At 73.1% G+C, this 17,859-nt stretch carries 13 protein-coding genes; 10 read left to right on the forward strand and 3 right to left on the reverse strand.

What is annotated here, in order from left to right; all coding sequences use genetic code 11:
* Nucleotides 1–57: 57 nt before the first annotated feature.
* The 4 genes from BN3788_RS20020 (at nt 58) to BN3788_RS17505 (ending at nt 5,487) form a co-directional block, all read left to right on the forward strand.
* Complete coding sequence (locus BN3788_RS20020) at nt 58–585, forward strand: helix-turn-helix transcriptional regulator (protein WP_261797947.1); 528 nt, start codon at nt 58–60, stop codon at nt 583–585.
* A gap of 92 nt (nt 586–677) precedes the next feature.
* A complete protein-coding gene (locus BN3788_RS17495) occupies nt 678–1,994 on the forward strand; it encodes an HRDC domain-containing protein (protein WP_082813034.1) in 1,317 nt (438 codons plus the stop codon).
* 128 nt (nt 1,995–2,122) lie between these two features.
* A complete protein-coding gene (locus BN3788_RS17500) occupies nt 2,123–3,370 on the forward strand; it encodes a thiolase family protein (protein WP_066588927.1) in 1,248 nt (415 codons plus the stop codon).
* Entirely contained in the window at nt 3,367–5,487 is a 2,121-nt protein-coding gene (locus BN3788_RS17505; RefSeq protein ID WP_066588930.1) for a 3-hydroxyacyl-CoA dehydrogenase NAD-binding domain-containing protein, read from the forward strand. Before BN3788_RS17500 ends, BN3788_RS17505 begins: the two co-directional genes overlap by 4 nt.
* 75 nt (nt 5,488–5,562) lie before the next feature.
* Here the strand turns inward: BN3788_RS17505 and pflA are convergent, their stop codons facing one another.
* The 3 genes from pflA to dxs all read right to left on the reverse strand — a co-directional run bounded on the left by pflA (nt 5,563) and on the right by dxs (nt 10,860).
* A complete protein-coding gene (gene pflA / locus BN3788_RS17510; RefSeq protein ID WP_066588932.1) occupies nt 5,563–6,459 on the reverse strand; it encodes a pyruvate formate-lyase-activating protein in 897 nt (298 codons plus the stop codon).
* Nucleotides 6,460–6,549: 90 nt separating this feature from the next.
* Nucleotides 6,550–8,817 (reverse strand): formate C-acetyltransferase, encoded by a 2,268-nt coding sequence (pflB, locus tag BN3788_RS17515; RefSeq protein WP_066588934.1) that lies wholly within the window; start codon nt 8,815–8,817, stop codon nt 6,550–6,552.
* A gap of 159 nt (nt 8,818–8,976) precedes the next feature.
* Nucleotides 8,977–10,860, reverse strand: a complete 1,884-nt coding sequence (dxs, locus tag BN3788_RS17520; RefSeq protein ID WP_066588936.1) for a 1-deoxy-D-xylulose-5-phosphate synthase — start codon at nt 10,858–10,860, stop codon at nt 8,977–8,979.
* A 171-nt stretch (nt 10,861–11,031) separates the two neighbouring features.
* On the opposite strand from dxs, the gene BN3788_RS17525 reads away from it, so the two are divergent.
* The 6 genes from BN3788_RS17525 (at nt 11,032) to BN3788_RS17550 (ending at nt 17,845) form a co-directional block, all read left to right on the forward strand.
* A complete protein-coding gene (locus tag BN3788_RS17525) occupies nt 11,032–12,486 on the forward strand; it encodes a GuaB1 family IMP dehydrogenase-related protein (RefSeq protein ID WP_066589706.1) in 1,455 nt (484 codons plus the stop codon).
* Nucleotides 12,487–12,524: 38 nt separating this feature from the next.
* Nucleotides 12,525–13,205, forward strand: coding sequence for an NUDIX hydrolase (locus BN3788_RS17530; protein WP_066588939.1), 681 nt, complete (start codon nt 12,525–12,527; stop codon nt 13,203–13,205).
* 78 nt (nt 13,206–13,283) lie between these two features.
* On the forward strand, nt 13,284–14,180 hold the full coding sequence (locus BN3788_RS17535; RefSeq protein WP_066588941.1) for an aminoglycoside phosphotransferase family protein: 897 nt from the start codon (nt 13,284–13,286) through the stop codon (nt 14,178–14,180).
* Between the two features lie 164 nt (nt 14,181–14,344).
* The gene (locus BN3788_RS17540; protein WP_066588945.1) at nt 14,345–15,436 is read left to right on the forward strand and encodes an NADH:flavin oxidoreductase/NADH oxidase; all 1,092 of its coding nucleotides are present in this window, start codon (nt 14,345–14,347) and stop codon (nt 15,434–15,436) included.
* A gap of 296 nt (nt 15,437–15,732) precedes the next feature.
* Complete coding sequence (locus BN3788_RS17545) at nt 15,733–16,623, forward strand: site-specific integrase (protein WP_066588947.1); 891 nt, start codon at nt 15,733–15,735, stop codon at nt 16,621–16,623.
* A 43-nt stretch (nt 16,624–16,666) separates the two neighbouring features.
* A complete protein-coding gene (locus BN3788_RS17550; protein ID WP_066588949.1) occupies nt 16,667–17,845 on the forward strand; it encodes an RtcB family protein in 1,179 nt (392 codons plus the stop codon).
* The last annotated feature ends 14 nt before the right edge of the window (nt 17,846–17,859 follow it).

Here is a 17,859-nt window from a genome sequence, read left to right on the forward strand (position 1 = left end):
CGCCTGCGCGGCGCCGATGGCTGGGTTACGTCCCACTCTCGTCGCCAGGAGACACACGTGAGCATCGAGCCGTTGCGCAGGACCTCGACCGTCGTGCGCGGTGCGCCGCCGGTTGCGCGCCGGTCGCCCGTGGCCGCGCCCGAGCAGCCCCAGGGCCGCCGCGGCTTCGGCCAGATGTGCGTGGTCGTCACCGACCTCGCGGACGGCGACGGGCAGATCTTGGTGCGCAACGTGCGCCGCCGCGGCTCCGGGCGCGTGATCTTGCTCGCACGACGGGCGGCGCGGCGTGAGCTCGTCGGGCTGCTGTCCGGCGGCCTGCGCGGCGCTGTGGCCGGCGAGGCGCATCCGTCGGTGCCCCAGCCCGCCCCCGTGGTGGCCGCGCCCGTGCGCGCGGACCTCACGGCGCGTGAGCTCGGCGTCCTGGCGCTGGTCGCGGACGGCTGCAGCAACCGCCGGATCGGGGAGCACCTCGGCCTGTCGGCCCTGACCGTCAAGAGCCACCTCGCGCGTATCTCCCGCAAGCTCGGCACGGGCGACCGCGCCGCCCTGGTGGCCCTCGCGATCCGCTCGGGCCTCATCCCCTGAGCGCCGGATCCGACCCTTCTCAGGACCCGCTCAACCCCAGGTCACGCGCGGCGTGCGCCGCGCGACCTCGCAAAGCGCCTACGGTGGAGGTCATGCTCCCCGATCCACCAGGCGCCGGCGGCGCCACGCACGACCCCGCACAGTCCGAGCCGGCGGAGGGCATCCTCCCGGAGCTGGCCCTGGATCAGGACGTGCCCGCCCCGCTCGAGGTCGTCCCCCTCACCGAGCCGGCCGAGGGCATCCCTCCCGTGATCGACACCCCGCAGGCCCTGGCCCGTGCGGTGGAGGCATTCGGCGCGGGCACCGGACCTGTCGCCGTGGACGCGGAGCGTGCCTCGGGCTACCGGTACGGGCAGCGCACCTACCTGGTGCAGCTGCGCCGCGAGGGCGCCGGCACCGCGCTGATCGACCCCATCGCGCTCCCCGACCTCTCAGCGCTCTCCGAGGCGCTCGTCGGTGTGGAGTGGGTACTGCACGCGGCCTCCCAGGATCTGCCCGGGCTCGCTGAGCAGGGACTTCGCCCGTCGCGGATCTTCGACACCGAGCTGGCTGCGAGGCTGTTGGGCCTCGAGCGCGTGGGCCTGGCGGCCGTCGTCGCGGAGCTCCTCGGGTTGGGGCTCGCGAAGGAGCACTCGGCGGTGGACTGGTCGACGCGCCCGCTGCCCGAGCAGTGGCTGCGGTACGCGGCCCTCGACGTCGAGGTGCTCGTCGAGCTGCGCGAGATCTTGGCCGAGCGGCTCGCCGTGGCGGGCAAGGCGGAGTGGGCCGCCCAGGAGTTCGAGGCGGTGCGACTCGCGCCACCGCCGGCGCCGCGCGTCGAGCCGTGGCGCCGGGTCTCCGGCCTGCACGCCATCCGCGACGCCCGGCGCCTCGCAGTGGTGCGCGAGATGTGGGGGACCCGCGACGAGAACGCCCGCCAGCGGGACATCTCGCCGGGACGGGTGCTCCCCGACCACGCGATCGTGGCAGCCGCCCAGGCGCTGCCGAGGTCGGTCCCCCAACTCGTCGCGCTGCCGGCGTTCTCCGGCAAGGGGACCCGTCGGCGCGCCGCGCTGTGGCAGCACGCGATCGACCGGGGCCTGGCGCTGCCTGACTCGGCGCTCCCCTCCGTGCGGGGCCCGAAGTCCGACGGGCCGCCGCCGCCGCGCGCGTGGGCCGACCGCGACCCGGTCGCGGCCGCCCGCCTGGCGGTGGCGCGCGATGTCGTCGGGGCGCTGTCGCAGGAGCACTCGCTGCCGACGGAGAACCTGCTGCAGCCCGATCTGCTGCGCCGGCTGTGCTGGACGCCGCCGGAGCCGCTGGACGAGCAGCACATCGCGGAGTTCCTCGCCGCTGGCGGGGCGCGCGAGTGGCAGGTGTCGCTCGTGGCGCCGCCGTTGGCCGCGGCGTTCGCGGCGGCGGAGGGCTGAGTTCGCCCCTCAGGTGTTACTCACGAGTAACTTGGGGCTAGTGCGGGACCTTCGTCCCGGGTACGGTCGGTTGTGGCGTGTCTGTCCAGACCGCCGCCCGGACAACGCCGTCCCCGCCTGGAGGTTCGATGCCCAGCGCATCCGCCCGTGCCGTTCGCCCTGTCGTCTTCGTCGAAGGCGTGCGCACGCCGTTCGGGCGCGCCCGAGATGACGGCATGTACGCCCACACCCGCGCAGACGACCTCGCGGTCAAGACAATCCGCGAGATCCTCCGCCGCCACCCCGAGCTCCCGCCGGAACGCGTCGACGAGGTGGCCATCGCCGCGACCACCCAGCGGGGCGACCAGGGGCTGACCCTCGGGCGCACCGTCGCGATGCTCGCGGGCCTGCCGCGCACGGTCCCGGGCTACGCGATCGACCGCATGTGCGCCGGCGCGATGACAGCCGTGACGTCCACCGCCGCCGCGATCGGGTTCGGGGCGCAGGACGTGGCCATCGCCGGCGGCGTGGAGCACATGGGACGGCATCCCATGGGCTTCGACGCCGACCCGAACCCGCGCTTCCTGGCCGAGAGGCTGGTCAGCACCGACGCGCTCAACATGGGCGTCACCGCCGAGAACCTCCACGACCGGTTCCCGGCCCTGACGCGCGAGCGCGCCGACGCCTATGGGGTGGCCAGCCAGGCCAAGTACGCCGCCGCTCTGGCCGCCGGGAAGATCACCCCGGACCTCGTGTACGTCGCGTTGCGCGACCCAGAGAACGGCTGGGGCCTCGCCACCGCCGACGAGCCGCCCCGGCCCGGCACGACCCTCGAGGGCGTCGCGAGCCTGGCGACGCCGTTCCGCGCCGGCGGCCGCGTGTCCGCTGGCACCTCGGCGCCGCTGACCGATGGCGCCGCCTCCTGCCTGCTCGCGGCGGAGGGCACGGCCGCCGAGCTCGGCATGTCCGTCCGGATGCGCATGGTCACGTTCGCCTACGCGGGCGTCGAGCCCGAGGTGATGGGCATCGGGCCCGTCCCGGCGACGCACAAGGCCCTGGAGCGGGCCGGCCTGAGCATCGACGACATCGGCCTGTTCGAGGTCAACGAGGCGTTCGCGGTGCAGGTCCTCGCGTTCCTCGACGCCTTCGACATCAAGGACGACGACCCGCGCGTCAACCCGTACGGCGGCGCCATCGCCGTGGGGCATCCCCTGGCCTCGTCCGGGGTGCGGCTCATGACCCAGCTCGCGCGGCAGTTCGCCGAGCGGCCGGACGTCCGGTACGGGCTCACCACCATGTGCGTGGGCCTGGGCCAGGGGGGCACGGTGGTCTGGGAGAACCCGCACCACCCCGACTACGAGCCCACCGCCACGACCACTGACGGGAGCGACCGATGACCGCCACCACCGCTGCGCCCCGCCCGGAGCGCGTCACGCATGCCCACGTGCGGGACATCCCGCTGCCCGATGGCGTCGGCACGCTCGCGCTGGTCACCGTCGACAACGGCTTCGACCACACCAAGCCGACCACGCTGGGCCCCCTGGGCCTCACCGAGTTGCACGTCGCGCTGGCCGGGCTCAAGGAGCGTGCCGCAGCTGGTGAGATCGTCGCCGTCGGCGTCACCGGCAAGCCGTACTACCTGGCCGCCGGCGCGGACCTGACAGCGGTGACGCACATCGCCGACGAGGCGGACGCGCGGCGCATCGCCGAGCTCGGGCATGCGACGTACCGGATGCTCGGCGAGATGGCCGTGCCGACGTTCGCGTACGTGAACGGCGCGGCGCTGGGCGGCGGCTTCGAGTTGGCGCTGAACTGCACGTACCGCACCGTCGCCGGGGATGTGACGGCCCTGGCGCTGCCGGAGGCGTTCCTGGGCCTGGTGCCCGGCTGGGGCGGCTGCTACCTGCTGCCGCAGCTCGTGGGGGTCCAGGGCGCGCTCGAGATCATCCTCACCCGTCCGCTGGCCAACAACCGGATGACCAAGGCCGCCGAGGCGGTGCGCCTGGGGCTGATGGACGCGCTGTTCGAGCCTGCCGACTTCCTCGAGCGGTCGCTGGTGTGGACCGCCGACGTGCTCACCGGCAAGGTCGTCGTGGAGCGGCGCGAGATCGAGGGCGCCGACGAGTGGGCCGCGGTCGTCGCGGGCGCCCGGCGGCAGCTCGACCAGCGGCTGCACGGCGCGCGACAGGCGCCGTACCGCGCGCTCGACCTGGTCGCGGCCGCGCGGGACGCCGATCGGGATGCGGCCTTCGCGGCCGAGGACGACGCGCTGACCGACCTGATCATGTCCGACGAGCTGCGCGCGGGCCTCTACGCGTTCGACTTGACCACCCGCAAGGCCCGCAAGCCCGCGGGGGCTCCGGACCCCTCGCTCGCGCGACCGGTCCGCACGGTGGGGATCGTGGGCGCCGGGCTGATGGCCGGACAGCTCGCGGTGCTCATCGCGCGGCGCCTCAAGGTCCCGGTGGTGATGCGTGAGATTGACGAGGAGCGCGCCGCGGCGGGCCTGGCGGGCATCCGCTCGATGGTCGAGTCGCTGGCGGCCAAGGGGCGCCTGGGCGCGGACGAGGCGAACCGCGTGCTCAGCTCGATCAGCGTGAGCACCGACCTGGGGACCCTCGCGGGCGCCGACCTGGTCATCGAGGCCGTCACCGAGGTGATGTCGCTCAAGCAGCGGGTCTTCGCCGAGCTGGAGGACGTCATCGCGCCGGACGCGGTGCTCGCGACGAACACGTCGGCGCTGTCGGTCACCGAGATGTCGGCGCATCTGCGCCACCCCGAGCGGGTGGTGGGGATCCACTTCTTCAACCCGGTGGCGCAGATGCCCCTCATCGAGGTGGTGCGCACGCAGGCGTCCGACGACGCGGCCGTCGCCACGGCGTTCGCCCTCGCGAAGAATCTCGGCAAGACGGCCGTGGGCGTCGCGGACCGGCCGGGCTTCGTGGTGAACCGGCTGCTGCTGCGGATGCTCGCCGAGGTCGCCGCGGCCGTCGAGGGCGGGACGCCGGTGCAGGTCGCCGACGCCGCGCTGCGGCCGCTCGGCCTGCCGATGGGCTCGTTCGCGCTCATCCAGCTCGTGGGGCTGCCCGTCGCGTTGCACGTCCTTCGCTCGCTGCATGCCGACTTGGGCGAGCGCTACCCGCTCTCCCCCGGGCTCGAGCGCCTGGCGGCCGACGGGCGGCGCATGGTCCCCGAGCCCGATGGCCGGGGCGCCGAGCTGGACGTGGACCCGGCGATCCAGGACGCCTTCGAGGCGCCTTCCGGCGGGTCGCCGCTTGACGGGGCCGGTGTGCTCGACGCCGTGCTGTCGGGCCTCACCGAGGAGATCGGGCTGATGCTCGACGAGGGCGTCGTCGACGGCCCCGAGCAGATCGACCTGTGCATGATCCTCGGCGCCGGATGGCCGTTCCACCTGGGCGGCATCACCCCGTACCTGGACCGCACGGGGTACTCCGCGAGGGTCCTGGGACGCAGGCTGCTGGCCGACGGGGTGGCGAACGTGCCGGGTCGCTGACATCCGCAGGGGCATGGCGAGGGCCGCAGCACATCTGGTGTGCTGCGGCCCTTGCTGTGCGTGGGGAGGCGCCGCCTAGTAGACGGTGAGCCCGCGGTCGCGGAACTGCTCGCGCACCCGGGCGACGAGCTCGGGCGACGGCGGCTGAGTCTCCTCGAGCTCGTACTTGAGCCCCAGCGACTCCCACTTGTCGCGCCCCATCTGGTGGAACGGGAGCACCTCGACGCGGCTGACGGTGGACAGCGAGGCCACGTAGTCGGCGACGGCCTCGACGTTCTCGGGCGCGTCCGTCAGGCCGGGGACCAGCACGAACCGCACCCAGATCTCGGTGCCGCGCGCGGCCAACCGCCGCCCGAAGTCGAGGGTGGGCTGCAGGTCGCGGCCGGTGACCTTGCGGTAGGTGTCGGGGATGCCGGACTTCACGTCCAGGAGCACCAGGTCGATGTCGTCGAGCATCTCGTCGGTGCAGTGCGCGCCGAGGTAGCCGGACGTGTCGACGGCGGTGCGGATGCCCATCTCCTTGGCGCCGCGGAGCAGGCGGGCCACGAAGGCGGGCTGCATGAGGGGCTCTCCGCCGGAGATGGTGAGGCCGCCGCCGGTCACCTCGAAGATGGGCCGGTACCGGGCGACCCGGGCGAGGAGCTCGTCGGCGCTGATCGGCTCGCCGCGCCGCATCTCCATGGTGTCGGGGTTGTGGCAGTAGAGGCAGCGCAGTGGGCAGCCGGAGAGGAAGGCGGTGAGGCGGGTGCCCGGGCCGTCGACGGCCGTGACGAGCTCCCAGGAGTGCAGGGAGCCCAGCTCTCCGGCGCGCATCGCCGCGAAGCGCTCGCTGCGGCTGGCGTCGGTGGTGTCGAGGCCGGCCGGGCCCGCGGAGGAGCGCTGGTGCGGCCCGCCGATGAGCGGCACCCCGAGCTCGACGACCGGCGCGCCGCAGTCGACGACGTCGTGCGGTGCGGTGCTGGTCGCGTTCATGGCGTGCTCCTCAGGGCTGAGAGGCTGATGAGACGGCGGGTGGGGCCGCGACGGACGGAGCTGGGATCCATCCGTCGCGGCCCGTGCCGGTCAGAGGCTGCCGTGGAAGGTCCGCGAGAGCACGTCGAGCTGCTGCTCGCGCGTCAGGCGGGTGAAGTTCACGGCGTAGCCCGAGACCCGGATGGTGAGCTGCGGGTAGTTCTCGGGGTGCTCCATGGCGTCCTCGAGGGTCTCCCGGTTCAGCACGTTGATGTTGACGTGGAAGCCGGAGGAGACGTTGTACCCGTCGAGCAGGCCGACCAGGTTGGCGATCTGCTCCTCACGCGTGCGGCCGAGGCCCGAGGGCACGACCGTCGAGGTGAGCGAGATGCCGTCCATCGACTCGGAGTACGGCAGCTTGGCCACCGACAGCGCCGAGGCGAGCATGCCGTGGGTGTCGCGCCCGTTCATGGGGTTGGCGCCCGGTGCGAACGGCTCGCCCTGGCGGCGGCCGTCGGGGGTGTTGCCCGTGGCCTTGCCGTAGACGACGTTCGACGTGATGGTCAGCACCGACTGGGTGTGCAGCGAGTCGCGGTAGGTCTTCTGCGCGCGGATCTTCTCCATGAAGGAGCGCACGATGGCCACGGCGATCTCGTCGGCGCGGTCGTCGTCGTTGCCGTAGGTCGGGAAGTCGCCCTCGGTCACGTAGTCCGTCACGAGGCCGGTCTCGTCGCGCACGGGGCGGACGGTCGCGTACTTGATGGCGGAGAGCGAGTCGGCGACGACCGACAGGCCGGCGATGCCGCACGCCATGGTCCGCAGGATGGCCTGGTCGTGCAGGGCCATCTCGAGGCGCTCGTAGGCGTACTTGTCGTGCATGTAGTGCACGCAGTTGAGCGCGTCGACGTAGGTCTCGGCGAGCCAGTCGAGCAGCGTGTCGAACTTGGCGCTGACGTCGTCGTAGTCGAGGACGTCGCCCTCGACGGGGGCGCTGACGGGTGCGATCTGCTTGCCGGTGACCTCGTCGCGGCCGCCGTTGATCGCGTAGAGCAGCGACTTGGCGAGGTTGACGCGGGCGCCGAAGAACTGCATCTGCTTGCCGACCCGCATCGCGGAGACGCAGCACGCGATGGCCGCGTCGTCGCCCCAGGCCTGGCGGATGAGCTCGTCGGACTCGTACTGGATCGCGGAGGTGTCGATGGACACCTGCGAGCAGAACTTCTTGAAGCCGTCGGGCAGGCGGTTGCTCCACAGGACGGTCAGGTTCGGCTCGGGGGCCGGGCCCAGGTTGTAGAGCGTCTGGAGGAAGCGGAACGACGTCTTGGTGACGAGCGGGCGGCCGTCCTCGCCGATGCCGCCGATCGACTCGGTGACCCAGGTGGGGTCGCCGGAGAAGAGGGCGTCGTACTCGGGGGTGCGCAGGAAGCGGACGATGCGGAGCTTGATGACGAGGTCGTCGATGAGCTCCTGGGCCTGCTCCTCGGTGATGACGCCCTCGGCGAGGTCGCGCTCGAGGTAGACGTCGAGGAACGTGGAGGTGCGGCCCAGCGACATGGCCGCGCCGTTCTGCTCCTTCACGGCGCCCAGGTAGGCGAAGTAGAGCCACTGCACGGCCTCGCGGGCGTTGGCCGCGGGGCGGGAGATGTCGTACCCGTAGGAGGCGGCCATGGCCTTGAGCTCCTGCAGGGCGCGGATCTGCTCGGAGTTCTCCTCGCGGTCGCGGATGACGTCCTCGGTGGAGCGGTCCATGTCGAGGCCGGCGCGCTCGAGCTTCTTGGCGGCGACCAGGGCGTCGATGCCGTAGAGCGCGACGCGGCGGTAGTCGCCGATGATGCGGCCGCGGCCGTAGGCGTCGGGCAGGCCGGTGATGATGTGCGAGGAGCGGGCCGCGCGGACGTTCGGCGGGTACACGTCGAAGACGCCCTGGTTGTGGGTCTTGCGGTACTCCGTGAAGATCTTCTTGACGTTCTCGTCGGGCTCGTAGCCGTAGGTCTTGAGGGCGCCCTCGACCATGCGCCATCCGCCGTTGGGGATGATCGCGCGCTTGAGGGGGGCGTCGGTCTGCAGGCCGACGATCAGCTCGTTGGCCTGGTCGATGTAGCCGGGGGCGTGCGACGTGATGGTCGACGGCGTCGAGGGGTCGACGTCGTAGATGCCGCGCTCGCGCTCCTCGGGGAACATCTGGGTGAGCTTCGTCCACACGCCGGTGGTCCGCTCGGTGGGACCCGCGAGGAACGACGCGTCACCCGTGTACGGGGTGTAGTTGCGCTGGATGAAGTCTCGGACGTCGATGGCGTCGCTCCAGGGTCCGGCGACGAACTCGCGCCAGGCGGACGCTGTGGCGTCGACGGCCGGCTGCGGGACAGCTGTGGTGGACATCGTGTGCTCCTCGGTGAGGTCTGATATCAGTGACGCTACGGACCAAGTCATGGGATGTCTTGGGACCTTGGGCCTTCCCGGGCAATACGGGACGTGAGCCTCGTCACGCCCCGCGGGTCCGTCCGTCCGCGCCCCCGCGGCTGTGCGGGGCGCGGACGGTCATGGACGGGTGTCGAACCAGGTCAGGACGTCTCGTGCGATGTCCTGCGCGCGCAGCCGCAGGGTGGTGACGAGCTGGTCGCGGCTTGCGTGGTCGAGGAACGCCAGCGGGATGCCGACGGGCTGCACGGTGGTGGTCAGGCCGGCCTCCTGGGCGCGCTGGGCGATGGCGGATCCGATGCCGCCGTCGGCCACGCCGTCCTCGAGGGTGACGACGTGGTCGTGCTCCCCCACGAGCTTGGTGATCGCCGCCGGGACGGGCAGCGCCCACAGGGGGTCCACGACTGTGACGCGCAGGCCGTGCGCGGCGAGCAGCTCGCCGGTCTCCAGCGCGGTGGTCGCCATCGCGCCCACGGCGACGACGAGCACGGACCGCTCGGCGCCGTCCGGGTCGTGCCGGGCGAGCACGTCGACGCCGTCCACCTCGTCCGCCGCGGGGATCGGGTCGCTGACGGCGCCCTTCGGGTAGCGGACCACGCTCGGGGCGTCGTCGATGTCCACGGCCGCGCGCAGCGCCGCGCGCAACGTGGGCTCGTCACGTGGGGCGGCCAGGCGCAGGCCCGGCACGCCGCGCAGCATCGCCAGGTCCCACATGCCGTTGTGGCTGGCGCCGTCGTCGCCGGTGAGCCCGGCGCGGTCCAGCACGAACGTGACGCCCGCGCGGTGCAGGGCCACGTCCATGAGCACCTGGTCGAAGGCGCGGTTGAGGAACGTCGCGTAGACGGCCACGACGGGGTGCAGCCCGGCGAAGGCCATGCCGGCGGCCGACGTGGCCGCGTGCTGCTCGGCGATGCCGACGTCGAAGGTGCGCTCGGGGAACTCCTGCGCGAACGGCGCCAGGCCCACGGGCGCGAGCATCGCGGCGGTGATGGCCACGACGTCGGGCCGGCGGCGGCCGATCCGCACGATCTCGTCGGCGAACACACTGGTCCAGCCGAACCGCGACGGGGCGAGCGGCAGGCCCGTCTCCGGGTGGATCTTGCCGACCGCGTGGAAGCGGTCCGCGACGTCCTGCTCGGCCGGGGTGTACCCACGGCCCTTCTCGGTGATCACGTGCACCAGCACGGGGCCGCCGAAGGCCTTGGCCCGGGCCAGGGCGCGCTCCACCGCCGGGGCGTCATGGCCGTCGACGGGGCCGACGTACTTCAGGCCCAGGTCCTCGAACAGGCCCTGGGGGGCCACGACGTCCTTGATGCCCTTCTTCAAGCCGTGCAGCGCCTCGTAGGCGAAGCGCCCGGGCGGCCCGGACCGGTGCAGCGTGCGCTTGCCCCAGCTCAGCACCGTCTCGTAGCCCTGCGTCGTGCGCAGCACGTCCAGGTGGTGCGCGAGCCCGCCGATGGTGGGCGCGTACGAGCGGCCGTTGTCGTTGACCACGATCACCAGGCGCCGGTCGCGGCCCGCCGCGATGTTGTTGAGGGCCTCCCACGCCATGCCGCCGGTCAGGGCGCCGTCGCCGATGACGGCGACCACGTGCCGGTCGTCGTGGCCGCGCACCTGGTTCGCCTTCGCGATGCCGTCCGCCCAGCTGAGCGCTGTGGACGCGTGGGAGTTCTCCACCACGTCGTGCTCCGACTCGGCGCGGCTCGGGTACCCGGACATGCCGCCGCGCTTGCGCAGGTCGGAGAAGTCCTGGCGGCCGGTGAGCAGCTTGTGCACGTACGCCTGGTGTCCGGTGTCGAACACGATCGTGTCGCGCGGCGACTCGAAGACGCGATGGATCGCGATGGTCAGCTCGACGACGCCCAGGTTGGGCCCTAGGTGGCCCCCGGTCCGCGAGACCGACTGCACGAGGAACTCACGGATCTCCGCGGCCAACGACGCCACCTGCCGGTGGGTGAGCCGTCGCACGTCCGCTGGCGTCTTGATGCGAGCGAGCAGACCCACGCGACACCGTCCTCCTCCGCTGTGTGCGCACGGCGGAGACGCCGCGCATCGGGGATCACTCTAGGCGGCGCAGCCCATGTGCGCCCTCGCGTCCAGGCGCCCGACCTGTGCGGGATCCGGGGTCCCGCTGTGACGGCCCCGACGCCTACGATGAGGAGGAAAGGGGTGATCATGCGCTTCCTCCCAGGTCAGAGTCCTGCCCACGACCTCACGTACGGCGATGTGTTCCTCGTCCCGGCACGGTCCGACGTCACCTCGCGGTTCGACGTCGACCTCTCCACCGACGACGGCACGGGCACCACGATCCCGATCGTCGTCGCCAACATGACAGCCGTCGCCGGGCGTCGCATGGCCGAGACGGTGGCCCGCCGCGGCGGGCTCGCGGTCCTCCCGCAGGACGTGCCCACCGACGTCGTCGCCGACGTCGTCAGCTCCGTCAAGGCCCGCCACCCGGTGATCGAGAGCGCCGTCGTCGTCACCCCGCACGACACCGTGCACACGGCCCTCACCCTGATCGGCAAACGCGCCCACGGCGCCGCCGTGGTCGTCGAGGGCAACCGGCCCGTCGGCGTCGTCACCGAGGCCGACTGCAGCGGAGTCGACAGGTTCACACAGGTCGGAGCGGTGATGACCGCCGACCCGACCGTCGTGCCCCTCGACGTCGTCACCGGCGCCGGGCCCCGTGGCCTCGGAGCGGCCTTCGAGGCCCTGCACCGCACCCGCCGCAAGTTCTCACCCGTGGTCCGCGGCGACGAGCTCGTGGGCGTCATCACCCAGGCGGGCGCCCTGCGCTCCTCCATCTACGCCCCCGCCCTCGACGACCAGGGCCGCCTGCGCGTCGGCGCCGCCGTCGGCATCAACGGCGACGTCAAAGCCAAGGCCGCCGACCTGCTCGCCGCCGGCGTGGACGTCCTCGTCGTCGACACCGCCCACGGCCACCAGCGCAAGATGCTCGAAGCCCTCGCCGCCGTCCGCGCCCTCGACCCCCAGGTGCCCGTCGTCGCCGGGAACGTCGTCACCGCCGAGGGGGTCCGCAACCTCGTCGAGGCCGGGGCCGACATCGTCAAGGTCGGCGTCGGCCCCGGCGCCATGTGCACCACGCGGATGATGACCGCCGTCGGGCGGCCCCAGCTCTCCGCCGTCCTCGAGTGCGCGGCCGAGGCACGGCGGCTCGGCGCCCACGTCTGGGCCGATGGCGGCGTCCGCCACCCCCGCGACGTGGCGCTCGCGCTCGCGGCCGGAGCGTCCCAGGTGATGGTGGGCTCCTGGTTCGCCGGAACCCACGAGTCGCCCGGCGATCTGCACGACGACGGCACCGGACGGCTGTACAAGGAGAGCTTCGGCATGGCCTCCGCCCGGGCCGTCGCCGCCCGCACCGCCAGCGGCTCCGCCTACGAGCGCGCCCGCAAGGCCCTGTACGAGGAGGGGATCTCCTCCTCGCGGATGTACCTGGACCCCCGCAGGCCCGGGGTCGAGGACCTCATCGATCACATCACCGCGGGCGTGCGCTCCGCCTGCGCCTACGTGGGGGCCACCACGATCAGCGAGCTCGCCGAGCGCGCCGTGATGGGCATCCAGTCCGCCGCGGGCTACGACGAGGGACGCCCGCTCCCCGACGGATGGTGAGCCGCGACCCCCATGGACAGGCGCCTAGGGTGGGGCGCATGAGCGAACCCGAGGCCAGGAGGCAGCTCGCCGCGCTGTGCGCCACCGGCGGGGAGCGGTGGGCGCAGGCCGGTGTCCGCGCGTTGCGGCAGACGCCTCCGACGGGGCGGCCCGCCGCGGTGCTCGTGCTCTTCGGCGTGCTGGACCACGTTCCCGCGCACGAGCCGGCGCCGGCGGTGGGCAGCGACCTCGACGTCCTGCTGACCCGCCGCTCCGCGACGCTCGGCCACCACGCTGGCCAGGTCTCCTTTCCCGGGGGGCGCCTGGACCCCGGAGACCGCAGCCCTGCCGAGGCCGCGCTGCGGGAGGCCCGCGAGGAGACCGGGCTCGATCCCGCGGGGGTCGACATCCTCGGGACCCTGCCCCAGGTGCCCGTCACCGTGAGCCGCCACCTCGTCACACCTGTCGTGGGCTGGTGGACCCGCCCGTCGCCCGTCGTCGCCGTCGACCACGCCGAGACCGCCGACGTGTTCCGGGTCCCCGTCGCGGACCTCCTGCACCCCGCGAACCGCCGCACGGCCACCGTCACCCGAGGATCCCGCACGTACAACTCCCCCGCATTCCTCGCCGGCGAGCACGTCGTGTGGGGGTTCACCGCCCTGGTGCTGGACGCGATGTTCGACACCTTGGGCTGGAACGTGCCGTGGGACGCCACCCGGACGGTCCCCGCGCCCGTCTAGCGCGCCGCGGCCCGCCCGCCGCCCGCCATGTCGCTCGAAGCCCCCGTCCCCGTTTCCGTTGAGCCCCCAGGAGCATCCGTGGCCGTCCGCCCCGTCGCCGAGCTCGACATCACGCCCGCGCTCGCGGCCCGGCTCGTCGCCGAGCAGTACCCCGACCTCGCAGGCCTCCCCCTGCGGCTCGTGACGAGCGGCTGGGACAACGCCGTGCTGCGCCTCGGGGACGACCTCGCCATCCGGATGCCGCGCCGAGCCCGCGCCGCCCAGCTCGTCCTGAACGAGCAGCGCTGGCTGCCGAGCCTGGCGCGGGTGCTCGCGGGCGCCGGGCACGTCGGCCTGCCCCTGCCCGCGCGGATCGGCGTCCCGTCGTCGGAGTACCCGTGGGCATGGAGCATCGTCCCGTGGTTCGCCGGCCGGTCGGCAGTCACGATGTCCCCTCACGATCGGGCCCCGTTGGCGGAGCCGCTCGCCGACGCGCTCGCCCGCCTGCACGTCCCGGCGCCTGACGACGCGCCAGTGAACGCCGTCCGCGGCGTCCCGCTGGCCACCCGCGACGCCGCGGTGCGTGAACGCCTCGCCACCGGCCTGATCCCCGACGCCGACCGACTGGCGGCGCTCTGGGACACGCTGTCCAGCACACCGAGCTGGCCCGGTCCCCCGCTCTGGCTCCACGGCGACGTGCACCCCGGGAACTTGGTCGTCGACGACCACGGCCTCCGCGCCCTCGTCGACTTCGGCGATGTCACCTCAGGCGACCCCGCCACCGACCTGGCGACCGCCTGGCTCACCTTCGACGCCGAGGGACGCAGGCGCTTCCGCCACCGCATGGACGCGCTCCGGGGCCATGACGACGACACGTGGCGCCGCGCTCGCGGGTGGGCGCTCTGCATGGGCACCTCACTGGCCGCGCACTCGGATGACTCCCCTGAGTACGCGGAACTCGGATCGCACACCCTGCGCCAGGTCCTCAAAGGGTGACCTGCGCCACCCGCGCACGCCGCGCGGGTTGTTCTGGCGGACCATGGCTGAGCCGTCCGCGCCACGTCGGGCATAAGCGCGCCTCCACGGCGTTGGACTCGGCGGGAGGCAATCGATCCGGGCTCTGCTGACCTCCCTCCCCCGAGAGATAGGACCGACCGTCAGTGACCAGCTTGTTCGCTCCCCTCATCTTGCGTGAGCTTCAGATTCCGAACCGGGTGTGGATGTCCCCGATGTGCACCTACAGCGCTGAGCCCACCGGGCCCCTGACCGGCGCCCCGACCGACTTCCACCTCGCGCACTACACCGCCCGTGCGGCCGGTGGGGTCGGCCTGGTGATGGTCGAGGCCACCGGGGTGCGCCCCGAGGGGCGCATCTCCCCGTGGGACCTGGGGCTCTGGAGTGACGCGCAGGAGCGGGAGCTCGGCCGCCTCGCGGCGTCGATAGCCGCCGCCGGCGCTGTCCCCGCCATCCAGCTCGCGCATGCCGGTCGCAAGGCGTCGGTGAACAAGCCATGGCTGGGCGACAACGCCCTGGGCCTCGACGAGCACGGATGGACCCCGGTCGGGCCGAGCCCCATTGCCTTCCCCGGCCTTCCCGTCCCCCATGAGCTCACGCGCGACGAGATCGCCGAGGTCGTCCAGGCCTTCGCCGCATCTGCTCGTCGCGCCCTCGCCGCAGGGTTCCAGGCAGTGGAGATCCACGCCGCGCACGGGTACCTGCTGCACTCGTTCCTCTCACCGCTGTCGAACCAGCGCACGGACGAGTACGGAGGCGATCTGGCCGGACGCGCCAGGATCGTGCTGGAGACGATCGACGCGGTGCGCGCCGTCTGGCCCGACGGGCTGCCGGTCATGTTGCGGGTCTCGACGACCGACTGGGTGGCCGAGGACCCCGAGGACGACCGCGCTGCCTGGACCGTCGAGGACACGATCGAGCTCACCCGGCTGGCCACCGCGCGCGGCGTGGACCTGATCGACGCCTCCAGCGGCGGCCTGGTCCGGGCGCGCATCCCCCACGACCGCGACTACCAGACTCGCCACGCCGGCCGGATCCGTCGCGCGACAGGCGCCACGGTGGCCGCTGTCGGGCGCATCGACGACCCGGCATGGGCCACGCGGCTCCTCGAGGACGGGGAGGCCGACGCCGTCTTCCTCGGGCGGGCGCTGCTGCGCGACCCGTCGTGGGCGAACGCGGCGGCTGTCGCGGTCGGTGGCAAGCCCAGGTACCTCGAGCAGTACGCCTACGCGGTGTGACCGCATGGCTCGGTGGCCCCGCGGGTCCCCCCCGCGCCGCCCCGCCCGCGGCAGTCTCGGGGCCGCCCCGCCCCCCACCCGGGGCCCCAGGGGGGGCATCGGGCGCGGCCCTCCGCGGCCCCCCCGGGCCCGACCCCCACCCCCCCGGCTCTTATACACATCTCCCCGCCCCCCAGACAGGCAGAAAACTCCTATGCCGCCCTCTTCCTGGAAACTTGGCCACGACGCGTAGCGCCCCTGGCGTGTGGGCCTGTTATCTCATCACTGCGAGGTGAACGCCGTGCTAGACCTAGCCCGTGGACTATCGCGAGGACCTTGACGACCTAGACGGTCGACTGCGCGCCCTCGCCGGGCGCGCGGCCGAAGGGCGCTCCCCCGCACGCACGCGCCAGCTCGTGTGGGTCGCTGGCGAGCTGGCTCGGTACGCGGCACACCGCACTCCCCCGCCGGCGCTTGCCGACCTGTTAGGCGCCGAAGTCGGGCTCCAGTACCTCGAGCTCGCCGCCGCCGGCGCCCTGCGCGCCCGCGGCGGCGCCGCCCGGGCCTCCACAGCCGCGAGCAACCGGACCCGCCGGGCCTGCCTGCTCCTGCTCGCGCAAGCGGCAGGCCTCCCCGAGCCCGACCTCGACCGGCTACCGCTCCCGCCGCTCGCGAGCCGGATCAGCGCGGCCAGCACCCGGCAGGCGGGCGCCGAGCTCGCCACAGAGTCGCTGCGCGGCAGGCAACTGCCCATCTGGGTGCGGCACACCCTCGTGGTCGAGCTCATCGCCGACACCGGCATGCGGGTCGGGGAGCTCGCCGCGCTCGAGGTCGGCGACGTGGACCTCACCGCGAAGACGGTCACCTACATCCCGCGGCCGCCAGCCGCTCGCAACCCCCAGGCGCCGCGCACCGTCGCGCTGTCACCCGCAGCCCTGCGCGCCGTGCGGGCATGGCTGCCGGTGCGGACGCGCCTCACCGAGCTGACGCCCCGCACCTCGGCCCTGCTCGTTTCGGTGCATGGCAACCACGACGGCGAAGGGCTGCGCCGCCCTCCGGGGCTCCCGTTGCAGCCACGCGGACTCGCCCGCGCCCACCGCCGGGCCGTCGCGACGCTCAATGCCCGCCGGGCCACCGCAGAGCTGGTCCCCGGCACACTCGGCCTGCTGCGACCCGCAGATCAACGCCCGCCCGGCACAGAGCCGTAAAGCCCGTGCCCTCGACCCTCGCCGCCTGCCAGGATCGCCGACCATGACCAGAGAGCACCTGTCCAAGCGGCTGATCAACTGGGCGTCCGTCCTGGACGATCGCGCCCGCGAGCAGGCCATCGCGACGTCGACCCTGCCGTTCGTCTACCCCCACGTCGCCCTGATGCCCGACGCGCACCTCGGGAAGGGCGCCACCGTCGGATCCGTGATCCCGACGCTCGGCGCGATCATCCCCGCAGCGGTGGGCGTCGACATCGGCTGCGGCATGATCGCGGTGCGGACGGGGTGGGATGAGGAACAGGTCCGCGCCGCCGGACCGCTGCCCGGCCTGCGTGAGTCCATCGAGGAGCGCATCCCGCTGTCGGTCGGCGCGTACAACACACGCCTCACCGACACGGCCGCCGCCCGGGTCGCCGACCTCGAGGCCAAGGCCCAGCGCGCCGGGTTCGACCCCGACCGCTACGGGCCGAACTGGCGGTTGCAGCTCGGCAGCCTGGGCTCGGGGAACCACTTCATCGAGGTGTCGGTCGACGAGCTCGGCCGCGTGTGGCTGTTCCTGCACTCGGGCTCGCGGGGCGTGGGCAACAAGATCGCCCAGCGGCACATCGCCATCGCCGCCGACTTGTGCAAGCGGTGGTGGATCGACCTGCCGGACCCGGACCTCGCGTACCTGGCCGAGGGCACCGACGAGTTCTGGGCTTATATCCGCGAACTGCGGTGGGCGCAGGACTTCGCCGCCGCGAACCGCGAGGAGATGATGGACCGCGTCGCCTCCGCCATCGGCGAGCACATGGGCGCCCCGGTCGAGGAGGCCCAGCGCGTCAACTGCCACCACAACTTCACGGAGCAGGAGACCCACTTCGGCAAGAAGGTGTGGGTGTCCCGCAAGGGCGCCATCCGCGCCGGCGCCGGAGACCCGGGGCTCATCCCCGGGTCGATGGGCACGGCGTCCTACGTGGTGACCGGCAAGGGCGATCCGCTCTCGCTGTGCTCCTCGCCGCATGGCGCGGGCCGCAGCCTCTCGCGGTCGGCGGCGAGGCGGCAGTACACGGTCGACCAGCTCCGTGCGGCGATGGCGGGCATCGAGTACCGGGACACGGACGCGTTCATCGACGAGATCCCCGCGGCGTACAAGGACATCGACCAGGTCATGGCCGACGCCGACGACCTGGTCGAGATCCGCCACGTGCTGCGGCAGATCGTCAACGTGAAGGGCGACTGACATGACGAGGGCCG

The sequence above is a fragment of the Cellulomonas timonensis genome (genome assembly GCF_900046455.1).
In the GTDB taxonomy this organism is placed as follows: Bacteria; Actinomycetota; Actinomycetes; order Actinomycetales; family Cellulomonadaceae; genus Cellulomonas_A; species Cellulomonas_A timonensis.

Bases quoted from the DNA above. Each gene is read 5' to 3' on its own strand.
- BN3788_RS17495 (WP_082813034.1), top strand. From the start codon at position 678: ATGCTCCCCGATCCACCAGGCGCCGGCGGCGCCACGCACGACCCCGCA.
- BN3788_RS17500 (WP_066588927.1), top strand. From the start codon at position 2,123: ATGCCCAGCGCATCCGCCCGTGCCGTTCGCCCTGTCGTCTTCGTCGAA.
- BN3788_RS17505 (WP_066588930.1), top strand. From the start codon at position 3,367: ATGACCGCCACCACCGCTGCGCCCCGCCCGGAGCGCGTCACGCATGCC.
- pflA (WP_066588932.1), bottom strand. From the start codon at position 6,459: ATGAACGCGACCAGCACCGCACCGCACGACGTCGTCGACTGCGGCGCG.
- pflB (WP_066588934.1), bottom strand. From the start codon at position 8,817: ATGTCCACCACAGCTGTCCCGCAGCCGGCCGTCGACGCCACAGCGTCC.
- BN3788_RS17525 (WP_066589706.1), top strand. From the start codon at position 11,032: ATGCGCTTCCTCCCAGGTCAGAGTCCTGCCCACGACCTCACGTACGGC.
- BN3788_RS17530 (WP_066588939.1), top strand. From the start codon at position 12,525: ATGAGCGAACCCGAGGCCAGGAGGCAGCTCGCCGCGCTGTGCGCCACC.
- BN3788_RS17550 (WP_066588949.1), top strand. From the start codon at position 16,667: ATGACCAGAGAGCACCTGTCCAAGCGGCTGATCAACTGGGCGTCCGTC.